Below are 16,298 nucleotides of genomic sequence, written 5' to 3' on the forward strand. Positions count from 1 at the left end.
AAGATACTTTATGTAAAGATATAATCCAAGTGCGAACTGGAGAATATCAATGGCCGAATTTATCTTAGCAATGTCGCCAAAAAACAAGCCTTTGGTTGAGGAAACTGCAGGTGGAAGTAAAAGCCTGTTTGAAAACTCCAATTTCAAGAAGTTCTTGCCGTTTGCTCTATTGGTGGTTGTTGGCAGTTTTTTTGGTGCGACGACGGTTAATGGCAAAATAGCGGCGCAGGTTGGCTGGCATCCAATCGTATTTTTAGCGATATCGGGAGTTCTTGGGGGTCTTTTAATGATGCTCGGGTTGCGAGCATATGGGCATCGACCAGATCAAAGTCGCAGCGTAATCAAGTTCTCACTGATCAGCGGTTTTCTTTTCGCGCTGCCCAATATCGCCTTTTTTTCGTCAGTGCCTCATGTCGGTGCGGGTTTTGTGGCGATGGTAACCGCTTTCGCGTCGGTCTTGACCTATATGATCAGCGTGGCCATGCGCACTGAGCAGTTCAAGTTTTCCCGCGCAATTGGCGTTGGCATTGCATTAATTGGCGCTGTTGCTTTGAGTTTGGGGAAGTTTGCCGGGGCGCAATATGCTGCCGTCTGGGTGTTTGTGGCGCTAATGGGACCTGTCTTTCTGGCTCTTGGAAACGTTTATCGGTCTTGGGCATGGCCTGAAGGGGCTTCGCCATTTGCTCTAGCGCCACTTATGTTGATCTTTGCTGGGCTTATGTCGTTCGCGCTCGCCGTTGCAATGGGCGAGATCTCATTTGTTGTGCCTACTTTGCAGATGAGCGCGATTGCCGGACTGCAAATTCTGATTTTTGCTGTTGGTTTTGCTTTCTATTTCGTTTTGCAAAAGATTGCAGGGGCGGTCTATCTCAGCCAAATTGGGCCGATCATTGCGCTGGTGGGAACTGGGTTGGGGATTTCGTTATTGGGCGAAGTTGCAACGCTTTCGCTGATGATTGGCGGAACTGCAATTGTCAGCGGTGTTCTGATTTTTAATTTTACACAATAATTGGATTGGGAAAATAAGAAGGACGCGGCAAATTGGGGAAAGCCGCGTCCTTCTGGGGAGAGCCAATCGAAAAATTGGGGAAATTCGATTGGCAAAACTGGTGTTGAACTAAAACGGTAGGATGGCGTCCATAAATTGTTGGCCGTAGCGAGGTTGCTGAACGTCGGTAATTTGTCCGCGACCGCCGTATGAAATGCGGGCCTGTGCAATTTTTGCCGATGGGATGGTGTTGGCAGCGCCAATATCTTCGGGGCGCACTATGCCTGCCACAATCAAATCCCGAACTTCAAAGTTCACGCGGACTTCTTGGCGTCCTTCGATGACCAGATTTCCATTCGGCAGAACCTGGATAACCACTGCCGCAACCTGGGTTTGCAATGTTTCCGCGCGATCCACAGTGCCGTTGCCGGCATCTGTTAGACCTGATTTCAATTCAATGGCGCCTGAAGCTGGAACACCGGGAACGGCATTGTTGAACAACGATCCGATCACGCCCCCTGCGCCTGCGTCATTCGAGCTGGAGCGAGAGCGGGCTGTTTTATTTGAAAATGAGGCCTTATCGGAAATTGTTACCTGAACGGTGAGAATGTCGCCGACTTTGCTTGCGCGTTGGTCTTTGAAGAAACCGCGGCGGCCCGAAATGAATAGCGAATTTGGTGAATAGGCGACCCGCTCAGGTGCTGGCATTGGCATGTTCACTGGCTTGTAACCGGCTTGCGCTGTTGGGTTTTCAATAGTTGTCAGAGCAGGTGCTTTGCCAATTCCTGCCAAGCGATTTGCTGTTGTGCAGGCTGCCAAACTTGCGCCGAGCGCTACCAGTGTAAGGATTTTGAAAAGTTTCATGATGAGCTCCTGCTACCGGCTTGCGAGGCGGGTTGGATCGTTGGTGATAAGGACTGTCCCGGCGCCAATGGCTATGCCTTGAACAGTCTTTTTTGACATAAGGTTGAGAACGGTGACCGTTTGGTCTTGTGTCGCGGCGTGTAGAGCTTGCCCTTTGACCGTGAGTTTTAGTTGGCCATTGCGGTAGAGGATGGTCACAAGATCATTGCGGTCAATCAAAGTCGGGTCGGTTAGATCACTCAATTTGATCATTGATCCGCCACGGACGGCGCGGGTAAGGCTCTTTCCAACTAGGTTTTCCAGTTGGATGTCACCTTGCACTTTTGAGAAACGTACCGGTGTAGGCTTGAACTCAATATCATTGATGTCGACGATTTCGCCTTTGGCCATTGAACGGGTCAGATGGGCAGCAGGAGCGACAATTTCGAGTTTTCCGTTGATGGCGATCGGAGCATTGTGGCCCGCAAGTGCCAACCGGGCGGAAACGCGACCGGATTGTGGTTCGAAAGTGAAATCTAGTAGCGTTGCAGGTTGTGCGGCAATGGGGTCTGCAAATATGGTTTCAAAGGCACCATATGCCGAAAACTTGGCAGTCTGATTGGGCAACAGTTGGCTGCGATTTGCAACCTCTTGGCCAAAAATGGTGCCTAAGAAGTCTTGGTCAATCGCCAAGCCTGGTCGCTCAACACGCACATGAGTAATTCCTTTGGCGTCGAACGATGTAATGCCTGCGCGCTGCGCTGCCAGTTGGATCGATGGCAATGGGACCGCCCCAACAGTACCGGGTGCTGGGCTGAGAAATAGACCTTCTTCGGCCAAGTTTCCCGCACCATCAAACATGTCGCCAACGGTGACGATTTTTGAATGAACGGTAACAGATGAGCGAAGCGTTGGTTGAGCAAGGCACAATGTGGTGCTGGTGCTTAGGGCTAAAAGTCCGATGAATAGTGATTTGGCGAAGCGAAACATTTTACCTAATCTCCTAGCGTAGCTGCGACGTTGCTTGAAGCATTTCGTCAGCTCCAGAAATTACCCGCGCGTTCATTTCATAGGCGCGCTGAGCGGCGATTAGATCTGCGATTTCCGTCACCGCATTCACGTTGGCCATTTCCAAGTGACCTTGCAGCAAATTGCCAAAACCATCACCGTTCGCGGTGCCGGTTTGCGCCGATCCGCTGGCTGCCGTCTCCACATAAAGATTGTCCCCAACGGCTTCCAAACCAGCCTTGTTGACGAAGCGGGAAAGTTGGAGTTGTCCGAGTGCAGTAGGGCTTGCGTCTTGGTTCAAAAAGGCCTCGACTTGACCATCTGCGGAGATCGAGATTGATCGTGCGCCATCTGGGATAATGATGCCGGGTTGAACTTGATAGCCCTCAATGGTGACAAGTTGCCCCTGGCTATCTCTCTCAAAAGAGCCGTCTCGTGTGTAGCCCGTCCGGCCATCTGGCATGGTAATGGAAAAGAAGCCTTCTCCCCTAATGGCAACGTCTAATTCTTTTTGTGTTGGTGCAACACTGCCTTGGCTCATGATGCGCGGGGTTGCGCCCAGTTTGACGCCGGAACCTACTTCCACACCTGTCGGAAGTTGTGTGCCAGATTCTGATGTTTGCGAGCCGGCGCGACGATAGACTTGATAAAGCAGGTCTTGGAAGTCGGCGCGTTGTTTCTTGAACCCAGTGGTGCGCATGTTGGCGATATTGTTTGAGATCACCTCAACGTTGCGTTCCTGCGCGGCCATCCCGGTTGATGCGGTATATAGAGCTTTCATGTGTTCTAATCCTTCCTACAGGGACGGCGCTTAAGCGCTCAAGTCGCCAAGGCGTTTAATTGCAGTTCGGCGCAGTTCGTCTTGCTTTGTTTGCAAACTTGCCAGTGAGGTATAGGCGCGGGTTACGCGGATCATTTCGGTCATTTCGCTGACGCCAGAAACGTTGGAACGCTCGATAGCCTTGTGGGCGATATGAGATGAATTGTCATAATTTGGATTTTCGCCGGAAAACATCGTGTCGCCTTCGCGTTTGAGGGACTGGGGATCCTCAAATTCTGCGATACGCAAGATGCCTTTGTCGCCCTGAGAGGTAGAAACACGTCCATCTTTTGTTACAACAATACCGGTTTCTTCTGGCGCGAATGTCAAAAAACCACCGTCGGCAAGAACGTTGAAACCTTCAGAGGTCACGAGCTCGCCGCGTTGGTTGAGTTGGAAACTGCCGTTGCGCGTGTACATTTCGCCGGCGGGTGTCTGCACGACAAAAAAGCCATCGCCTTGGATTGCCATATCAAGTTCATTGCCCGTCAGTTCAATTGAACCTGAAGCAAAATCGTCAATTGTCGCCCAGTCTTGGGTGAATGAAAGTGGCTGATCGAGTGTTTTGAAGTCCTTGTGGCGCGCAGTCGGCATAATATATTCTTCGAAGAGAATATCGACGTTCTTGTACCCAGCGGTGTTTATGTTGGCCATATTGTTGGCGACAACGTCCATTTGACGTTGCAGCGCGATCTGGCGCGATAAGCTTATGAGCTGTGCATTTTCCATTTTGCACTATCTCCCCAATTTTGTTCAGCGGGCCACTTCCCCAAGTTTTTCGCCTGCCAAACACAATGCGAGGATCGTGCCAGTTTTTATCTCATTGTTTTTATTGGGATATTCTAAATAATAGATGATAAAATGGTGGTCTGAGCGGGTCGGGCGGAAAAATTGCCCCGGCAATAATTGCCCAGCAAGTTCAAATTGGTAATACTTCGTTAACCTTCTCGTCGTTACGTGGATTATGGAAAAGAATTTCCATTTGTGCACTTAAGTCGTAGAGCGAAAAAATGTCAGATCAAACAGCTGAAGACACAGAAGGCGAAGAAGGCGAAAAGAAAAAAGGCCCGCCGTTGATGATTATCATCGGTGCAGCTGTTGTGCTTTTGCTGGGCGGCGGCGCTGCCTATTTTTTCCTTTTTTCTGGCGGAGGCGAAACCACTGCATCTGAAAATACGGAAGTGGTGCGGCAAACCTATTTCTATGACCTTCCGATAATCAGCGTGAATTTGAATTCAAAGGGCGAGTCAAAGGACATGTTCTTGAAGGTTGCTGTTTCGCTTGAGCTTGCCGATGAGGCCATGGTGCCAAATGTCGAAACGCTTATGCCGCGCGTACTTGATACGTTTCAGGTTTACCTGCGCGAAATGCGAAAGTCAGATCTTGAAGGATCTGGGGGAATTTATCGTCTCAAAGAGGAACTACGTCGACGGGTAAATCTGGCGCTGTTTCCGACACAAGTTGAGAGCATCGTTTTCAAAGAGATATTGGTGCAATAGGGGCGCATGAGCAATGTCTGAATCAGAAACTGACGATCTCCTGAAAGAATTTGGCATCTCTGGCGAAGAAGAAGCTGGTGATGGTGATGGGGAAGGTGCGGCCGCTGAATGGGCCGCCATGATCGAAGGCAACGATGATAGTGAAGATGGCGCCGCGGTTGACCGTATTCTCAACCAAGACGAGATCGACAACCTTTTAGGTTTTGACAGTGGTGATATGGGTATTGGAGACCTTTCAGGTGTCCAAGCGCTTATAAACTCGGCACTTGTCTCATATGAGCGTTTGCCGATGCTTGAGATCGTGTTTGACCGTTTGGTGCGGTTGACCACGACATCTTTGCGCAATTTCACTTCGGACAACGTTGAGGTTTCCCTCGACAGCATTACATCTGTACGTTTTGGAGATTATCTAAACTCAATTCCACTTCCTGCGATATTGACGGTCATAAAGGCTGAAGAGTGGGACAATTTTGGATTGATGACTGTTGAGAGCAATCTCATCTATTCTATGATCGATGTGTTGCTTGGTGGTCGGCGCGGCAACAATACCATTCGGGTTGAAGGGCGACCCTATACAACGATCGAAATGAGTTTGACCAATCGTATGATTGAGTTGATTCTTGAGGATATGCACAAGGCGTTTGAGCCCCTGACGCCGGTGAAATTCAGCATTGAACGGATGGAAACAAATCCACGCTTTGCTGCGATTGCCCGCCCTGCCAACGCTGCCATCCTTATTGAACTGCGCATCGATATGGATGATCGCGGTGGCAAAGTTGAAATATTGCTGCCTTACGCGACCATTGAACCCATTCGTGAACAACTGCTGCAAATGTTCATGGGGGAGAAATTTGGCCGTGACCCGATTTGGGAAGGGCACTTGGCTACAGAGATTTATGCCGCCGATACTGAAATTCAAGCTGTGTTGCACGAGTGGGAAATACCGCTTTCTGATATGTTGAAGCTGGAGGAGGGCGATACATTGATGTTTGAGCGGTCGCCCAATGATCCTATTTCATTGCGATGCGGCGATGTTGCGCTGACCGAAGGCATTATGGGGCACATCGGCAAAAATGTGTCTGTAAGGGTCACGCGACCACTTAATCCACCAAAAGTGACAATGGCTGTTTTTGAGGCCATGGACGAACAAGGGAATGATTAACAATGGGTAATTTTGCGCTGGGATTGATCGTGGAAGGTGCCGTTGCTGTTCTTCTCATTCTTACAATCGGTTATTGCTACATATTGAACATACGGTTGAAACGGTTGCGTGACGACAGGGCCGCATTGCAAACAATGATTACCGATCTCGTGCGAGCAACTGATCAAGCAAATGGCGCAATCACTGAATTGCGGAAAACTGCAATTCAGTGTGACGGTATGATTCAGACACGTTTGAGCGAGGCCGAAAGCTTTTCAATAGAATTGGCCCATCACGTGAATGCAGGGCAATCAGTTATGCATAAGATCGCCATGATTGCTCAAACCGCCCGTAATGCAGCGCCTCAACCAAAGGAAAAACCCCTGAAAGCCAAAGCGGCACTTGATCATTTGGATAGTATTTCTCGTCGTGATGGAGCGGCGGCGTGAATTCAGTCCGCTTATTGCCGGTTGTAATGGTGGTGGCGTCTGCGCTGCTGTTGTTCAAGGTATTTGGTTTTGTGTCCGGTGATCTCTATGTTTTTGGGAATCGCGAGGCAATTGCACAAGAGGCGCAGGAGCAAGCTCAAGACGCTGATCAAGACGAAGCTTCGAGCAACCCGGTTGTTGACGCAACAAATGCTGCGCTTAATCCCAATCGTCCTGTGGAAGCGCCGCCCGTTTCTATGGATTCAAAAGGTAATTTAACGGCATTGAGCGATTCCTCGGGCGTTTCCACAACAGAGCTGGAGTTCTTGGAGCGTTTGAGTGAGCGGCGAAAAGAGCTTGATAAGCGCGCTGAGCAATTGATTGTTCAAGAATCTATTGTTCGCGCCGCAGAGCTGCGCTTGGAAACCAGAGCAAATGAGCTCAAACAAATCGAGGCACGTATCTCGGCTTTGGTTGACAAAAAGGAAGGCAAAGAAGAGGAAAAATTCAAATCTTTGGTCGCCACTTATGAGAATATGAAAGCCAAGGACGCGGCAAGGATTTTTGATCGTCTCGACATGCTTGTGTTGGTGCGCATGGTTGAACGGATCAATCCGCGCAAAATGGCCACAATTTTGGCTGCAATGGACCCCGAAAAAGCCGAGGCGCTGACGATAAACTTGGCAAATCCAAACTTGACTGAGCTCAGCCAAACAGTCGATGGGCCGAACAATAACGAACTTCCGCAAATCATTGGGCAATAGAGTTGTGAAAAGTAAGGCGCCGTTAAGCCTAGCACGATAATTTGTTTGTAGTGAAAAAGTCGGAGCCCTTTGCGGTTAATGATCGTTAGACGAGCACCAAAAAATGCTGATCTGCGCTCCATCGCTTTCCTTTTGTGGATTGCGGTGTTGAGCCTTTGCGGTTTTGTGACCGATGCCAGTGCTCAGATAAAAGAACCTGCCGAACGTGTGGAGCTCATAGCGCAAGGGCAAACGGGCTTTGGCCGCTTGATCATTCGGTTCAAAGATCGGCTCAATCTGCCCTCATACACACTCAAAACAGCCGGAGGCGTTTTGGCGCTGGAGTTTTCAAAGCCAATCGAAATCAATTTACCTGACGTCACCGAGCACCTAAGCGAATACATTGCGGTCGGTCGCTTAGACCCGGATCGCAAAGGTATTCGGTTTGGTTTGAAGCAGGAATATCGGATCAATAAGATCGAAGCGGGTGAACGTTTATTCATTGACCTTATCCCTTCTGGCTGGACAGGGCTTGATCCAGCGTTGCCCGAAGAAGTTGTAAAAGAACTTGCGCTGCGCGCTGAGCAGGCCGCTTTGCTTGCAGAGAGACGTCGTAAAGCAAAGATTGCACGTGAGTCCAAACCAGAACTTGACGTTCGACTTGGTCGGCACCCGACTTTTTCGCGATTGGTGTTTGATTGGACAATGGAGACGGAAGCCACTTATGACGCAGACGACCGCACCGTAACGTTGCTTTTTGAATGGCCAGTCGATGTGGATTTTTACACGATTGAATCTGATTTGCCGCCGGAAATTCTAGGTATGTCCAAGTTAGTTTCTGATGACGGTTTGCTTTTGACATTTCAATTGGCGGAAGAGGTTGAGCCGCGTTTCTTTAATGAAGAAAAGCGTCGTTATACGCTCGACCTAGACTTCTCAAATAACGAGAGCATCAGTGTGCCGCTCGCTGATTTGGTCGAAGGGAATATCCCTGAAGACCTTGAGTTGACCGTTGAAGAACAGGAAAAAACACCTGCTGAGATTATGCAGGAAGCCAAACTTGAACGTGGACCATCGTTTTCTCGCCAGACCGCAATCACGCCATTTATCAATCGCATCGGTGGTACCGTGCGTTTGGTTTTTCCTTTTGAGCAAGATACTCCGGCAGCCGTATACAAGAGGGGCGGTGCTGTTTGGATGGTTTTTGACACTCATGTGAACATTGGTGAGCCATCTGATATGGACATGATGGGGGGAATTGCGAGCGATTTTGAAGTTGATAGCGCGGGTGAAACGCAGATTGTACGATTGAACATGAATGCGGAACGCCTGGCTACGCTTGGGTCTGAGGGGCGCTCTTGGGTGCTGTCGCTTGGTGATATTTTAATTTCGCCGACTGAGCCGATGGTTCTAACGCAAGACACCACAGCTACGGGCAGGGTGCGTGTTGCCGCCGATCTACTTCGCCCTGCAAAGGTTCACAAAATCAGGGATCCTAATGTAGGCGACATGCTGCATGTGGTCACAGCCTATCCTCCCTCACGTGCCGTGGTTCGTGATTTGGAGTATGTTGATTTTCGGGCGTTGCGTGCTGTTCATGGCCTTGTCATCAAGCCTTTTCATGATGAGCTTAACGTCACAATTGAAGAGAGCCGGGTGCTAATAGATGCGGCTGATGGCCTGGTTCTGTCCGCTGGTGTGGAGCGACGTACCGAAGAAAAACTGCAAAACAACGAAGATCGCGTTAGTTTTCTGGATCTAACAAGTTTTGGAGTCGGAAACCCACAGCAGTATCGCGAGAAACATGAAGAGATTTCCAACCGGATTACTGAGGCTGAAGGGCCAGCGTTGGAAGCGACGCGGCTTGAACTGGTTCGTTTCTATCTATCGATGGATTTAGCGCATGAGGCGATCGGTGTGGCCGATGTGGTGTTGTCCGATACAAAGCGACCCGCGCTTTTGGATAAAACAAAGGTAGCGATGGCAGCTGCGAATGTTTTGGCACATCGCCCAGACGACGCACTGGAGTTATTGTTGGATGACGAGATCTCAGAAAATACCGATGCCGTTATGTGGCGCACGCTAGCTCGTGTTCAGCGGTCCGAATATGATATGGCGCGCATCGATGCTCTGCGGGCCGAAGAGGTGGTGCAGAACTACCCCTCTTGGTTGCAGAACAAGTTCTATTTTGCCGCTGCCCGTGCCGCTGTTGAGGAAGAAGATGCCAGTCTCGCTGTGCGCTATTTAGATGCGATTGACTTTGCGCTGTTAGATAAAACGGGTCTTAGCCATTATGATTTGCTTTCAGGACGTGTCGATGAAATTGAAGAGCGATACGAAGAAGCTTTGGATACCTATGGTTCGGTGATGAATGCGGACATTCGGCCGACCCATGCTGAAGCTGTTTATCGGACATTGGTTATTCTTGAAAAAACCGGGAAAATTGATGTCGAGAAAGCAACGCAGACGCTTGAGCTTCAATCGTTAATTTGGCGTGGCGGTGATTTGGCGGCCAAAATTCAACATATGATGGGACGGTTTCAATTTCAGTCAGGTGACTATCGGTCCGGTTTCGAGACACTTGAATTGATGGCTGCTGAGTACCAAGACACAGACGATGAAACTGCGCTCTATGATGAAGCTAAGCAGGTGTTTGCCAACCTCTATCTGAACGGTGAGGCAGATCGTTTGGACCCTATTGCTGCGCTTGCAATATTCTACGATTTCCGCCATTTGGCACCGGTGGGTGCTAAGGGCGATGAAATGATTAGGAACTTGGCACGACGGCTGGTGCGCGTGGATCTGCTGGAGCAGGCGGCTGGGTTGCTGGAGTATCAAATTGACAATCGACTTGAAGGGGTCGCGCGGGCAAAAATTGCGGCTGATCTTGCTGTGATCCATATTGCGAACCATCGCCCTGATTTGGCGTTGAAAACGCTTTATCGCACACGCCTTGCAAATTTGGTCCCGACGCTTGAGCGGCAACGTCGTATTCTTGAAGCTAGGGCACTGATTGATGCTGGGCGCGATGAACTTGCAGTAGACATTTTGCGTGGCCTAGAGGGGCGCGATGCGGCGCTATTGGAAGTAGATGCCCATTGGGCGGGACGGCGCTACCGTGAGGCCGGGGAAATGCTAGAACGCGTTTACGCTGATGGGTTGCCTGATGGCGTGCTTTCAACTGCGGTTAGAAACCATATGGTAAAAGCAGCAGTGGCTTATACCCTTGCTAGCGACGAAATTGGGCTGACGCGTTTGCGTGCGAAATACTCTGGCCGGATGTCAGGGACGCCAGAATGGCCGGTGTTTGAATTCGTTACGAGCAAAACCGCATATGGTACAGTTGAATTTAGAAAACTTGCGCGACAGATTGCGGATGTTGATTCACTGAACTCGTTTCTTAATGCCTACAAAACCCAATATGTCGACGAAGGCGCAATTGCGCCACAGGCAGACGTTCTTTAGTTGATTTGGTGTTTCACATTTTGCGCAGTTGATTAGCCAAAACTTCGGATGAGTGACCCTGCAACCAAGTGCCAACCGTCGACCAGAACAAAGAAAATCAGTTTAAACGGCAGCGATATTACGATTGGGGGCAGCATCATCATGCCCATAGACATCAGAACTGATGAGACAACCATGTCGATGACAATGAAGGGCACGAACAGCAAAAAGCCGATTTCGAAAGCCCGCCGTAATTCAGAAATCATGAATGCAGGTACAAGAATTGTAATCGCAAGGTCTTCAGGATTTTCTGGGATTTCAGCCTCTGTTAGATCAAGAAATAGCTGAACATCTTTGTCGCGGACATGTTGGCGCATAAATTCGTGCAAAGGCGCAGCTGCACGCGGCAATGCCTCTTCAATTTGCAGCGCACCGCTGACGAGAGGGGCGATGCCATCATCGTAGGACTGCTGCAAAGTGGGAGCCATTACAAACGCAGTGAGGAACAGCGCAAGCGAAATCATGACCGAGTTTGGGGGAGCAGTTTGCAAGCCAATCGCTGTTCGTAACAAAGAAAGAACCACAACAATTCTGGTGAAAGAGGTTACCATCACCAAGATTGAAGGTGCGAGTGAGAGAATTGTGATGATGCCAACCAGCTGCACCGCACGTTCGGTTAGCGTTGTTTGATCACCAAAATCTACGGAAATATCTTGCGCTAAGGCTGGGAACGCAATTAGCGAACCAACCAGCATAATGGCAAAGCAGATGCCGGATAACTTCAGGCAGCGAAAAAGTGTTGCCCGAACGAAGGGCAAATCGATGACTTGTCTGTTAGCTGTTGGCGGGTTTACGGTCTTGGTTTTTTGACTCGCCGGTTTTGCTGTCCTTAGCACCATCTGCTCCATGCACCACATCAACTTTGGGCGCTTCTTGAGCGTTCAATTTATCTGAGTCGTCGGAATGATCGTCGTTTATCTGATCGTTCTTGCTTATATCCACGCCTTTATGGCGTGTGACTGGTCGCAGGATACCAGGATAGCGCAATGAAGAGGCAGTAGAGTCCGGGTTTGACTTGCCGAGCTCTCGCAGTTTTTCGATCGCCGTAACATTGGTTGGCGCCTCGTCTACGCTAGGTGAGGGATTGTTTGGTACAATGCGTGGCGCTGGGCGGGCAAAAGCAGTTGTGCTGATGCTGGCAGGATTGGCAGGGATCGGCTGTTTTGGCGCAGGGGCGCTTGGTTCTGCGGCAACAGGGTCAACTCTTGGTTCAGCCTTAGAAGGTGCTACTTGAGCAACCGGCTTGGTTGATCGCTTGGCAGGCGATTTTTGGGCAACGGATTCTTCTGGGTCGATGCCGGTTTCAATGACCACATCCGTTGGGCCACCAATCATGATTAAGTGTTCAACATTGTCACGACGGATGATGACCAATTGGCGCTTATTATCGACAGCTGCCGTGCTTATAACGCCCAAACGTTTTACTCGATTTCCAAGGCCGTTGCGACTGGCGTTGAAGGCAAATTTTAGCAGCCAAACTACGAGTATGATGGCAACGATGGTTATCGCGAGACCGCCCGCAAGTACCCAAATGTTGTTGTCAACATTGCCAAAAAGATCGCTGATAAAACCCATTTTGCTGCCCGTTTCCCCGTTGGATGCGTAAGTTTGCGCCATTTTTAGGCGCTGCGCATAGGAAATTTATTCCCACGCTGTCAGCTATACAAGCAAATTTGGCAAGGGCAAGGCCGAAAAACCCCTATAAATTGCAATTTGGGAGATATCGTTAATGAGGTGTTAACTAAATGGGCGGCAATATCTGCCTAGTAGAAGTGGAAGCCTGATTATGTCGATTTCGAAAATGCCCTTGTTCCAAGCGCTTAGTGAAAAAATGAAGTGGCATCAAACACGCCAGTCATTATTGGCCGAGAATGTAGCAAATGCGGAAACGCCCGGCTATCGTGGACGCGACCTTAAGGCATTTTCATTTGCGGACCAAATGAGTTCTGTCCAGATGTCGAGTGTTTCGACAACTGCAACCAATGCACAGCACTTTAGCGTTGCTGGGCAAGGAGCAGACAAGTTTGGTGCGCGCAAAATGAATAGTTTTGAGATTACGCCAGAAGGCAACGCTGTCGTTTTGGAAGATGAAATGATGAAGGTTGCCGGCAACCAAATGGACTATCAGGCCGCGACCGCGATCTATACGCGTTCGATTAAGCTGATCAAAACGGCGCTAGGCAAGGCCTGAAAACGGCTTTGGGCAGTAGGAGTAAAAAATGACTGACTTTATGAGCTCATTGAAAATTGCCGCAACTGGCTTGCATGCGCAATCTGCTCGTATGCGGATTATTGCCGAAAATATGGCCAATGCTAGCTCTGCAGCGAAAGAGCCGGGTGGGGACCCGTATCGTCGCCGTGTGCCAACATTTGAGGCTGTTTACAATAGTGAGTTGCAGGCCAACCAGGTTGAGATCGGCAAAGTCAGCTACGACATGAGTGATTTTCAAAGCCGTTATGAACCGGGACATCCGGCGGCCGATGAGCGCGGATATGTGCTCTATCCAAATGTGAATTCTTTGATTGAGACCATGGATATGCGCGAAGCGCAAAGGACATATGAGGCCAACTTGAATGTGATCACGACGTCGCGCCAAATGCTTGGTGGTACGTTGGATATTTTGCGTGGGTAGCACGCGTTAACGGAGAGCCAATTGCTGCACAATCGTTGGGGAACGGTGGTGAGGTGAGGCAAGAGTAAAACTGGGGAATCAAATGAGCGTACCGTTTTCTGCGGCATCAAATGCTTACGCAAGTGCAACCAAACTTGTCGATCAGGCCTCCAAAGCAGCGCCTGGCGCGGCGGCCGGAAACATGGGTGCTGCTCCTGATTTCGGCAAGTTGGTTGCGGAATCAATTGGCGAAGTTGTCGAGTCTGGACGCGTCGCCGACAAAAAGGCACTAGATCTTGTTGATGGAAAGTCCAACGTGGTTGATGTTGTGACCGCAATCTCTGAAACTGAAATAGCACTGCAAACCATGGTAACGATTCGTGACCGGGTGATTAGTGCTTATGAAGAAATCATGCGGATGCCGATTTAGGGTGTCTGCTTCACCTTAGTTGGAGGCCAAGATGACCGGTGCGCAAGTTCTTGATGTTGCACAAGACGGTATTTGGACCTTGATCTATGTGTCATCCCCATTGATGCTAGTGGGGTTGGTTGTTGGTGTTGTGATCGCGCTGTTTCAGGCGCTGACGCAAATCCAAGAGATGACACTGGTGTTTGTGCCAAAGATTTTAGCAATTTTTATCACTATGATATTGTTGTTGCCGTTTATGGGTTCGATGATGAGCGGCTATATGCATCGCGTCGCCGATCTCATAGTGTCTGGCGGCTAATGGGATGAGCATTGATTGGCTCCCACAAACTGCGCTGATCTACATTCTGATATTTGCGCGCCTAGGCACCTTGATTATGCTGATGCCGGGTTTTAGCTCTCAGCGTTTGCCTATGCGCATGCGGTTGACGCTGGCGTTGGTGTTTACATTTATCATGTATCCGCTCATTTCGCAGTATTACCCGACGCAAACGGTTACGTTCTATCCTGCTATTTTTTTATTGCTGTCTGAAATTGGCGTGGGGCTGATCATTGGCGGGGTCACGAGAATTCTAATGTCCGCAGCACAAGTGGCGGGTACAGTGATTGCCTTTCAAACTGGCCTTTCATTTGCGCAAACCGCCGATCCGACCCAAGGTGGTGTACAAGGTGCGATATTTGGAAATTTCATTGCCGTTTTGGGTGTGACCATGGTTTTCACCCTGGATCTGCACCATTTGGTACTCGCTGCGATCTATAACAGTTATTCGCTGTTTTTGCCCGGTGCCGCGCTGGATCTGAGGGATGCAGCGGATATGGCAATTGAGGTGATCGCTGGCAGTTTTGTCGTCGGGGTGCAAATGTCTGCACCTTTTATTGTGTTCGGACTGGTCTTTTATTTTGGCCTTGGATTGTTGGCGCGTTTGATGCCTCAATTGCAAGTATTCTTTATCGCTATGCCGGCAAATATCGCGATTGGCCTTTTGCTGTTTGTGCTTCTGCTGACGATGATAATGACTTGGTATATGAATCATATCGAGCAATTCTTGCTCCGCATGATCGGGTAAGGCGGTCATGGCAGACGAACCGGATAAGTCCGAGAAAACCGAGGACCCCTCTGAGAAAAAGCTCGATGATGCTCATAAACGTGGTGACGTGGCCAAAAGTCAGGAACTGACGACTTGGTTTATGATGGTTGGCACGGCGTTTGTTTTTGCGCTTCTGGCCCCCTTTACCGCATCTAGTTTGATGGGGCAGCTCAAAATGATCATGCTAAACGCAGATCAAATTGAAGTGGGAGGACCAGGATTTGCCGCCTTCTGGCAAGGTCTTTCAGGAACCGTTTTGGTTGTCGCGATTGTGCCATTGTTGCTGATGGCTTTTTTTGCGCTTGCTGCGAACTTGGTGCAACATAAACCCGTTTGGTCACTTGATCCGATAAAGCCAAAATTCTCGAAAGTCTCACCATTGCAGGGGGCAAAGCGTCTGTTTTCCAGCGAAGCGTTGGTCAACTTTGCCAAAGGCATTGCCAAGTTGAGCATTGTATCGATCATTATGTTTTTGGTGATGTGGCCGGAACGTGACCGTTTGGACACAATCATCACTGCAGACCCATCAATGATAATGCCGGTTTTTCAGGAGATGGGCATCAAGATCATCATGGGTACTTTGGCGGTTATCACCGTTGTTGCGGGATTGGACTTTATGTACCAGCGCAACAAATGGTGGGAGAAACAAAAAATGACCATCAAAGAAATTCGTGACGAATACAAACAAATGGAAGGTGATCCTAAGGTCAAAGCCAAGATTAGACAATTGCGTGCCGAGCGTGGTCGCAAACGCATGATGGCGGCAGTACCTGAGGCAAGTGTGGTCATTACAAACCCGACCCACTATGCGATTGCATTGAAATACGAAAAAGGCATGGGCGCTCCAATCTGTTTGGCCAAAGGAACCGATGCAGTAGCCCTAAAGATTCGAGAAGTTGCGGGCGAGCACGAAATCCCCATTGTTGAAAACCCGCCATTGGCGCGTGCGTTACACGCAACAGTGGAAGTGGAGGAAGAAATTCCCGCCGAGCACTTCAAAGCAGTGGCGCAGGTTATCGGCTATGTGATGCAATTGCGCAAATCACGTTCTTGGAGCGCGAACTAGTTCAGCCAAGTTTTGGAAAACTGTTCGAATTAACGAAAAAATACTGCGCAAATCATTGAAATGCTAAATAATGTATTAATCTTGCTTGATGCGAGCGCATCTAATGATGATGATTAGATAGAACAATAATC

18 protein-coding genes are annotated in these 16,298 nt (G+C 49.4%); 12 read left to right on the forward strand and 6 right to left on the reverse strand.

Annotation, left to right across the window (positions count from 1 at the left end; genetic code table 11):
- Nucleotides 1-49 precede the first annotated feature (49 nt).
- Nucleotides 50-1,009, forward strand: a complete 960-nt coding sequence (locus O4H47_RS10080) for a DMT family transporter (RefSeq protein WP_269393856.1) — start codon at nucleotides 50-52, stop codon at nucleotides 1,007-1,009.
- A 108-nt stretch (nucleotides 1,010-1,117) separates the two neighbouring features.
- On the opposite strand, the gene flgH is transcribed toward O4H47_RS10080, so the two are convergent.
- Genes flgH through flgF form a run of 4 tightly spaced genes read right to left on the reverse strand, consistent with a single transcriptional unit; the run spans nucleotide 1,118 to nucleotide 4,388 of the window.
- Nucleotides 1,118-1,852, reverse strand: coding sequence for a flagellar basal body L-ring protein FlgH (flgH, locus tag O4H47_RS10085; RefSeq protein ID WP_269393857.1), 735 nt, complete (start codon nucleotides 1,850-1,852; stop codon nucleotides 1,118-1,120).
- Nucleotides 1,853-1,864: 12 nt separating this feature from the next.
- Nucleotides 1,865-2,821 (reverse strand): flagellar basal body P-ring formation chaperone FlgA, encoded by a 957-nt coding sequence (flgA, locus tag O4H47_RS10090; protein ID WP_269393858.1) that lies wholly within the window; start codon nucleotides 2,819-2,821, stop codon nucleotides 1,865-1,867.
- Nucleotides 2,822-2,834: 13 nt separating this feature from the next.
- Nucleotides 2,835-3,620, reverse strand: coding sequence for a flagellar basal-body rod protein FlgG (flgG, locus tag O4H47_RS10095; protein WP_269393859.1), 786 nt, complete (start codon nucleotides 3,618-3,620; stop codon nucleotides 2,835-2,837).
- Nucleotides 3,621-3,650: 30 nt separating this feature from the next.
- Complete coding sequence (flgF, locus tag O4H47_RS10100) at nucleotides 3,651-4,388, reverse strand: flagellar basal-body rod protein FlgF (protein ID WP_269393860.1); 738 nt, start codon at nucleotides 4,386-4,388, stop codon at nucleotides 3,651-3,653.
- 281 nt (nucleotides 4,389-4,669) lie between these two features.
- Between flgF and O4H47_RS10105 the strand changes: the two genes are divergently transcribed.
- The 5 genes from O4H47_RS10105 (at nucleotide 4,670) to O4H47_RS10125 (ending at nucleotide 10,935) form a co-directional block, all read left to right on the forward strand.
- Entirely contained in the window at nucleotides 4,670-5,158 is a 489-nt protein-coding gene (locus O4H47_RS10105; protein ID WP_269393861.1) for a flagellar basal body-associated FliL family protein, read from the forward strand.
- A 13-nt stretch (nucleotides 5,159-5,171) separates the two neighbouring features.
- On the forward strand, nucleotides 5,172-6,320 hold the full coding sequence (gene fliM, locus O4H47_RS10110; RefSeq protein ID WP_419719612.1) for a flagellar motor switch protein FliM: 1,149 nt from the start codon (nucleotides 5,172-5,174) through the stop codon (nucleotides 6,318-6,320).
- A 2-nt stretch (nucleotides 6,321-6,322) separates the two neighbouring features.
- The gene (locus tag O4H47_RS10115; RefSeq protein WP_269393862.1) at nucleotides 6,323-6,748 is read left to right on the forward strand and encodes a DUF6468 domain-containing protein; all 426 of its coding nucleotides are present in this window, start codon (nucleotides 6,323-6,325) and stop codon (nucleotides 6,746-6,748) included.
- Nucleotides 6,745-7,491 carry a MotE family protein gene (locus O4H47_RS10120; RefSeq protein ID WP_269393863.1) on the forward strand — a complete coding sequence of 249 codons (747 nt, stop codon included), beginning with the start codon at nucleotides 6,745-6,747 and terminating at the stop codon, nucleotides 7,489-7,491. Before O4H47_RS10115 ends, O4H47_RS10120 begins: the two co-directional genes overlap by 4 nt.
- A 78-nt stretch (nucleotides 7,492-7,569) precedes the next feature.
- Nucleotides 7,570-10,935 carry a hypothetical protein gene (locus O4H47_RS10125; RefSeq protein ID WP_269393864.1) on the forward strand — a complete coding sequence of 1,122 codons (3,366 nt, stop codon included), beginning with the start codon at nucleotides 7,570-7,572 and terminating at the stop codon, nucleotides 10,933-10,935.
- Nucleotides 10,936-10,967: 32 nt separating this feature from the next.
- On the opposite strand, the gene fliP is transcribed toward O4H47_RS10125, so the two are convergent.
- Both fliP and O4H47_RS10135 read right to left on the reverse strand, forming a co-directional pair.
- Nucleotides 10,968-11,669, reverse strand: a complete 702-nt coding sequence (gene fliP, locus O4H47_RS10130) for a flagellar type III secretion system pore protein FliP (RefSeq protein WP_269393865.1) — start codon at nucleotides 11,667-11,669, stop codon at nucleotides 10,968-10,970.
- Nucleotides 11,670-11,748: 79 nt separating this feature from the next.
- Entirely contained in the window at nucleotides 11,749-12,549 is an 801-nt protein-coding gene (locus tag O4H47_RS10135; RefSeq protein WP_269393866.1) for a flagellar biosynthetic protein FliO, read from the reverse strand.
- A 211-nt stretch (nucleotides 12,550-12,760) separates the two neighbouring features.
- Between O4H47_RS10135 and flgB the strand changes: the two genes are divergently transcribed.
- The 6 genes from flgB (at nucleotide 12,761) to flhB (ending at nucleotide 16,167) form a co-directional block, all read left to right on the forward strand.
- A complete protein-coding gene (gene flgB / locus O4H47_RS10140; RefSeq protein ID WP_269393867.1) occupies nucleotides 12,761-13,165 on the forward strand; it encodes a flagellar basal body rod protein FlgB in 405 nt (134 codons plus the stop codon).
- 28 nt (nucleotides 13,166-13,193) lie between these two features.
- Nucleotides 13,194-13,607: a flagellar basal body rod protein FlgC gene (gene flgC, locus O4H47_RS10145; RefSeq protein WP_269393868.1), complete on the forward strand. Its 414-nt coding sequence runs from the start codon at nucleotides 13,194-13,196 to the stop codon at nucleotides 13,605-13,607.
- Nucleotides 13,608-13,689: 82 nt separating this feature from the next.
- Nucleotides 13,690-14,016 carry a flagellar hook-basal body complex protein FliE gene (gene fliE, locus O4H47_RS10150; RefSeq protein ID WP_269393869.1) on the forward strand — a complete coding sequence of 109 codons (327 nt, stop codon included), beginning with the start codon at nucleotides 13,690-13,692 and terminating at the stop codon, nucleotides 14,014-14,016.
- 31 nt (nucleotides 14,017-14,047) lie between these two features.
- A complete protein-coding gene (fliQ, locus tag O4H47_RS10155; RefSeq protein ID WP_269393870.1) occupies nucleotides 14,048-14,314 on the forward strand; it encodes a flagellar biosynthesis protein FliQ in 267 nt (88 codons plus the stop codon).
- A gap of 4 nt (nucleotides 14,315-14,318) precedes the next feature.
- Nucleotides 14,319-15,080: a flagellar biosynthetic protein FliR gene (gene fliR / locus O4H47_RS10160; RefSeq protein ID WP_269393871.1), complete on the forward strand. Its 762-nt coding sequence runs from the start codon at nucleotides 14,319-14,321 to the stop codon at nucleotides 15,078-15,080.
- Nucleotides 15,081-15,087: 7 nt separating this feature from the next.
- A complete protein-coding gene (gene flhB / locus O4H47_RS10165) occupies nucleotides 15,088-16,167 on the forward strand; it encodes a flagellar biosynthesis protein FlhB (protein WP_269393872.1) in 1,080 nt (359 codons plus the stop codon).
- The last annotated feature ends 131 nt before the right edge of the window (nucleotides 16,168-16,298 follow it).

This window comes from Maritalea porphyrae, from assembly GCF_027213965.1.
Lineage (GTDB): Bacteria > Pseudomonadota > Alphaproteobacteria > Rhizobiales > Devosiaceae > Maritalea > Maritalea porphyrae_A.

Excerpts from the sequence above, each read along its gene's own strand:
- O4H47_RS10080 (WP_269393856.1), top strand. The coding sequence starts at position 50 with ATGGCCGAATTTATCTTAGCAATGTCGCCAAAAAACAAGCCTTTGGTT.
- flgH (WP_269393857.1), bottom strand. The coding sequence starts at position 1,852 with ATGAAACTTTTCAAAATCCTTACACTGGTAGCGCTCGGCGCAAGTTTG.
- flgA (WP_269393858.1), bottom strand. The coding sequence starts at position 2,821 with ATGTTTCGCTTCGCCAAATCACTATTCATCGGACTTTTAGCCCTAAGC.
- flgG (WP_269393859.1), bottom strand. The coding sequence starts at position 3,620 with ATGAAAGCTCTATATACCGCATCAACCGGGATGGCCGCGCAGGAACGC.
- flgF (WP_269393860.1), bottom strand. The coding sequence starts at position 4,388 with ATGGAAAATGCACAGCTCATAAGCTTATCGCGCCAGATCGCGCTGCAA.
- O4H47_RS10105 (WP_269393861.1), top strand. The coding sequence starts at position 4,670 with ATGTCAGATCAAACAGCTGAAGACACAGAAGGCGAAGAAGGCGAAAAG.
- fliM (WP_419719612.1), top strand. The coding sequence starts at position 5,172 with ATGTCTGAATCAGAAACTGACGATCTCCTGAAAGAATTTGGCATCTCT.
- O4H47_RS10115 (WP_269393862.1), top strand. The coding sequence starts at position 6,323 with ATGGGTAATTTTGCGCTGGGATTGATCGTGGAAGGTGCCGTTGCTGTT.
- O4H47_RS10125 (WP_269393864.1), top strand. The coding sequence starts at position 7,570 with ATGATCGTTAGACGAGCACCAAAAAATGCTGATCTGCGCTCCATCGCT.
- fliP (WP_269393865.1), bottom strand. The coding sequence starts at position 11,669 with ATGCTGGTTGGTTCGCTAATTGCGTTCCCAGCCTTAGCGCAAGATATT.
- O4H47_RS10135 (WP_269393866.1), bottom strand. The coding sequence starts at position 12,549 with ATGGGTTTTATCAGCGATCTTTTTGGCAATGTTGACAACAACATTTGG.
- flgB (WP_269393867.1), top strand. The coding sequence starts at position 12,761 with ATGTCGATTTCGAAAATGCCCTTGTTCCAAGCGCTTAGTGAAAAAATG.
- flgC (WP_269393868.1), top strand. The coding sequence starts at position 13,194 with ATGACTGACTTTATGAGCTCATTGAAAATTGCCGCAACTGGCTTGCAT.
- fliE (WP_269393869.1), top strand. The coding sequence starts at position 13,690 with ATGAGCGTACCGTTTTCTGCGGCATCAAATGCTTACGCAAGTGCAACC.
- fliQ (WP_269393870.1), top strand. The coding sequence starts at position 14,048 with ATGACCGGTGCGCAAGTTCTTGATGTTGCACAAGACGGTATTTGGACC.
- fliR (WP_269393871.1), top strand. The coding sequence starts at position 14,319 with ATGAGCATTGATTGGCTCCCACAAACTGCGCTGATCTACATTCTGATA.
- flhB (WP_269393872.1), top strand. The coding sequence starts at position 15,088 with ATGGCAGACGAACCGGATAAGTCCGAGAAAACCGAGGACCCCTCTGAG.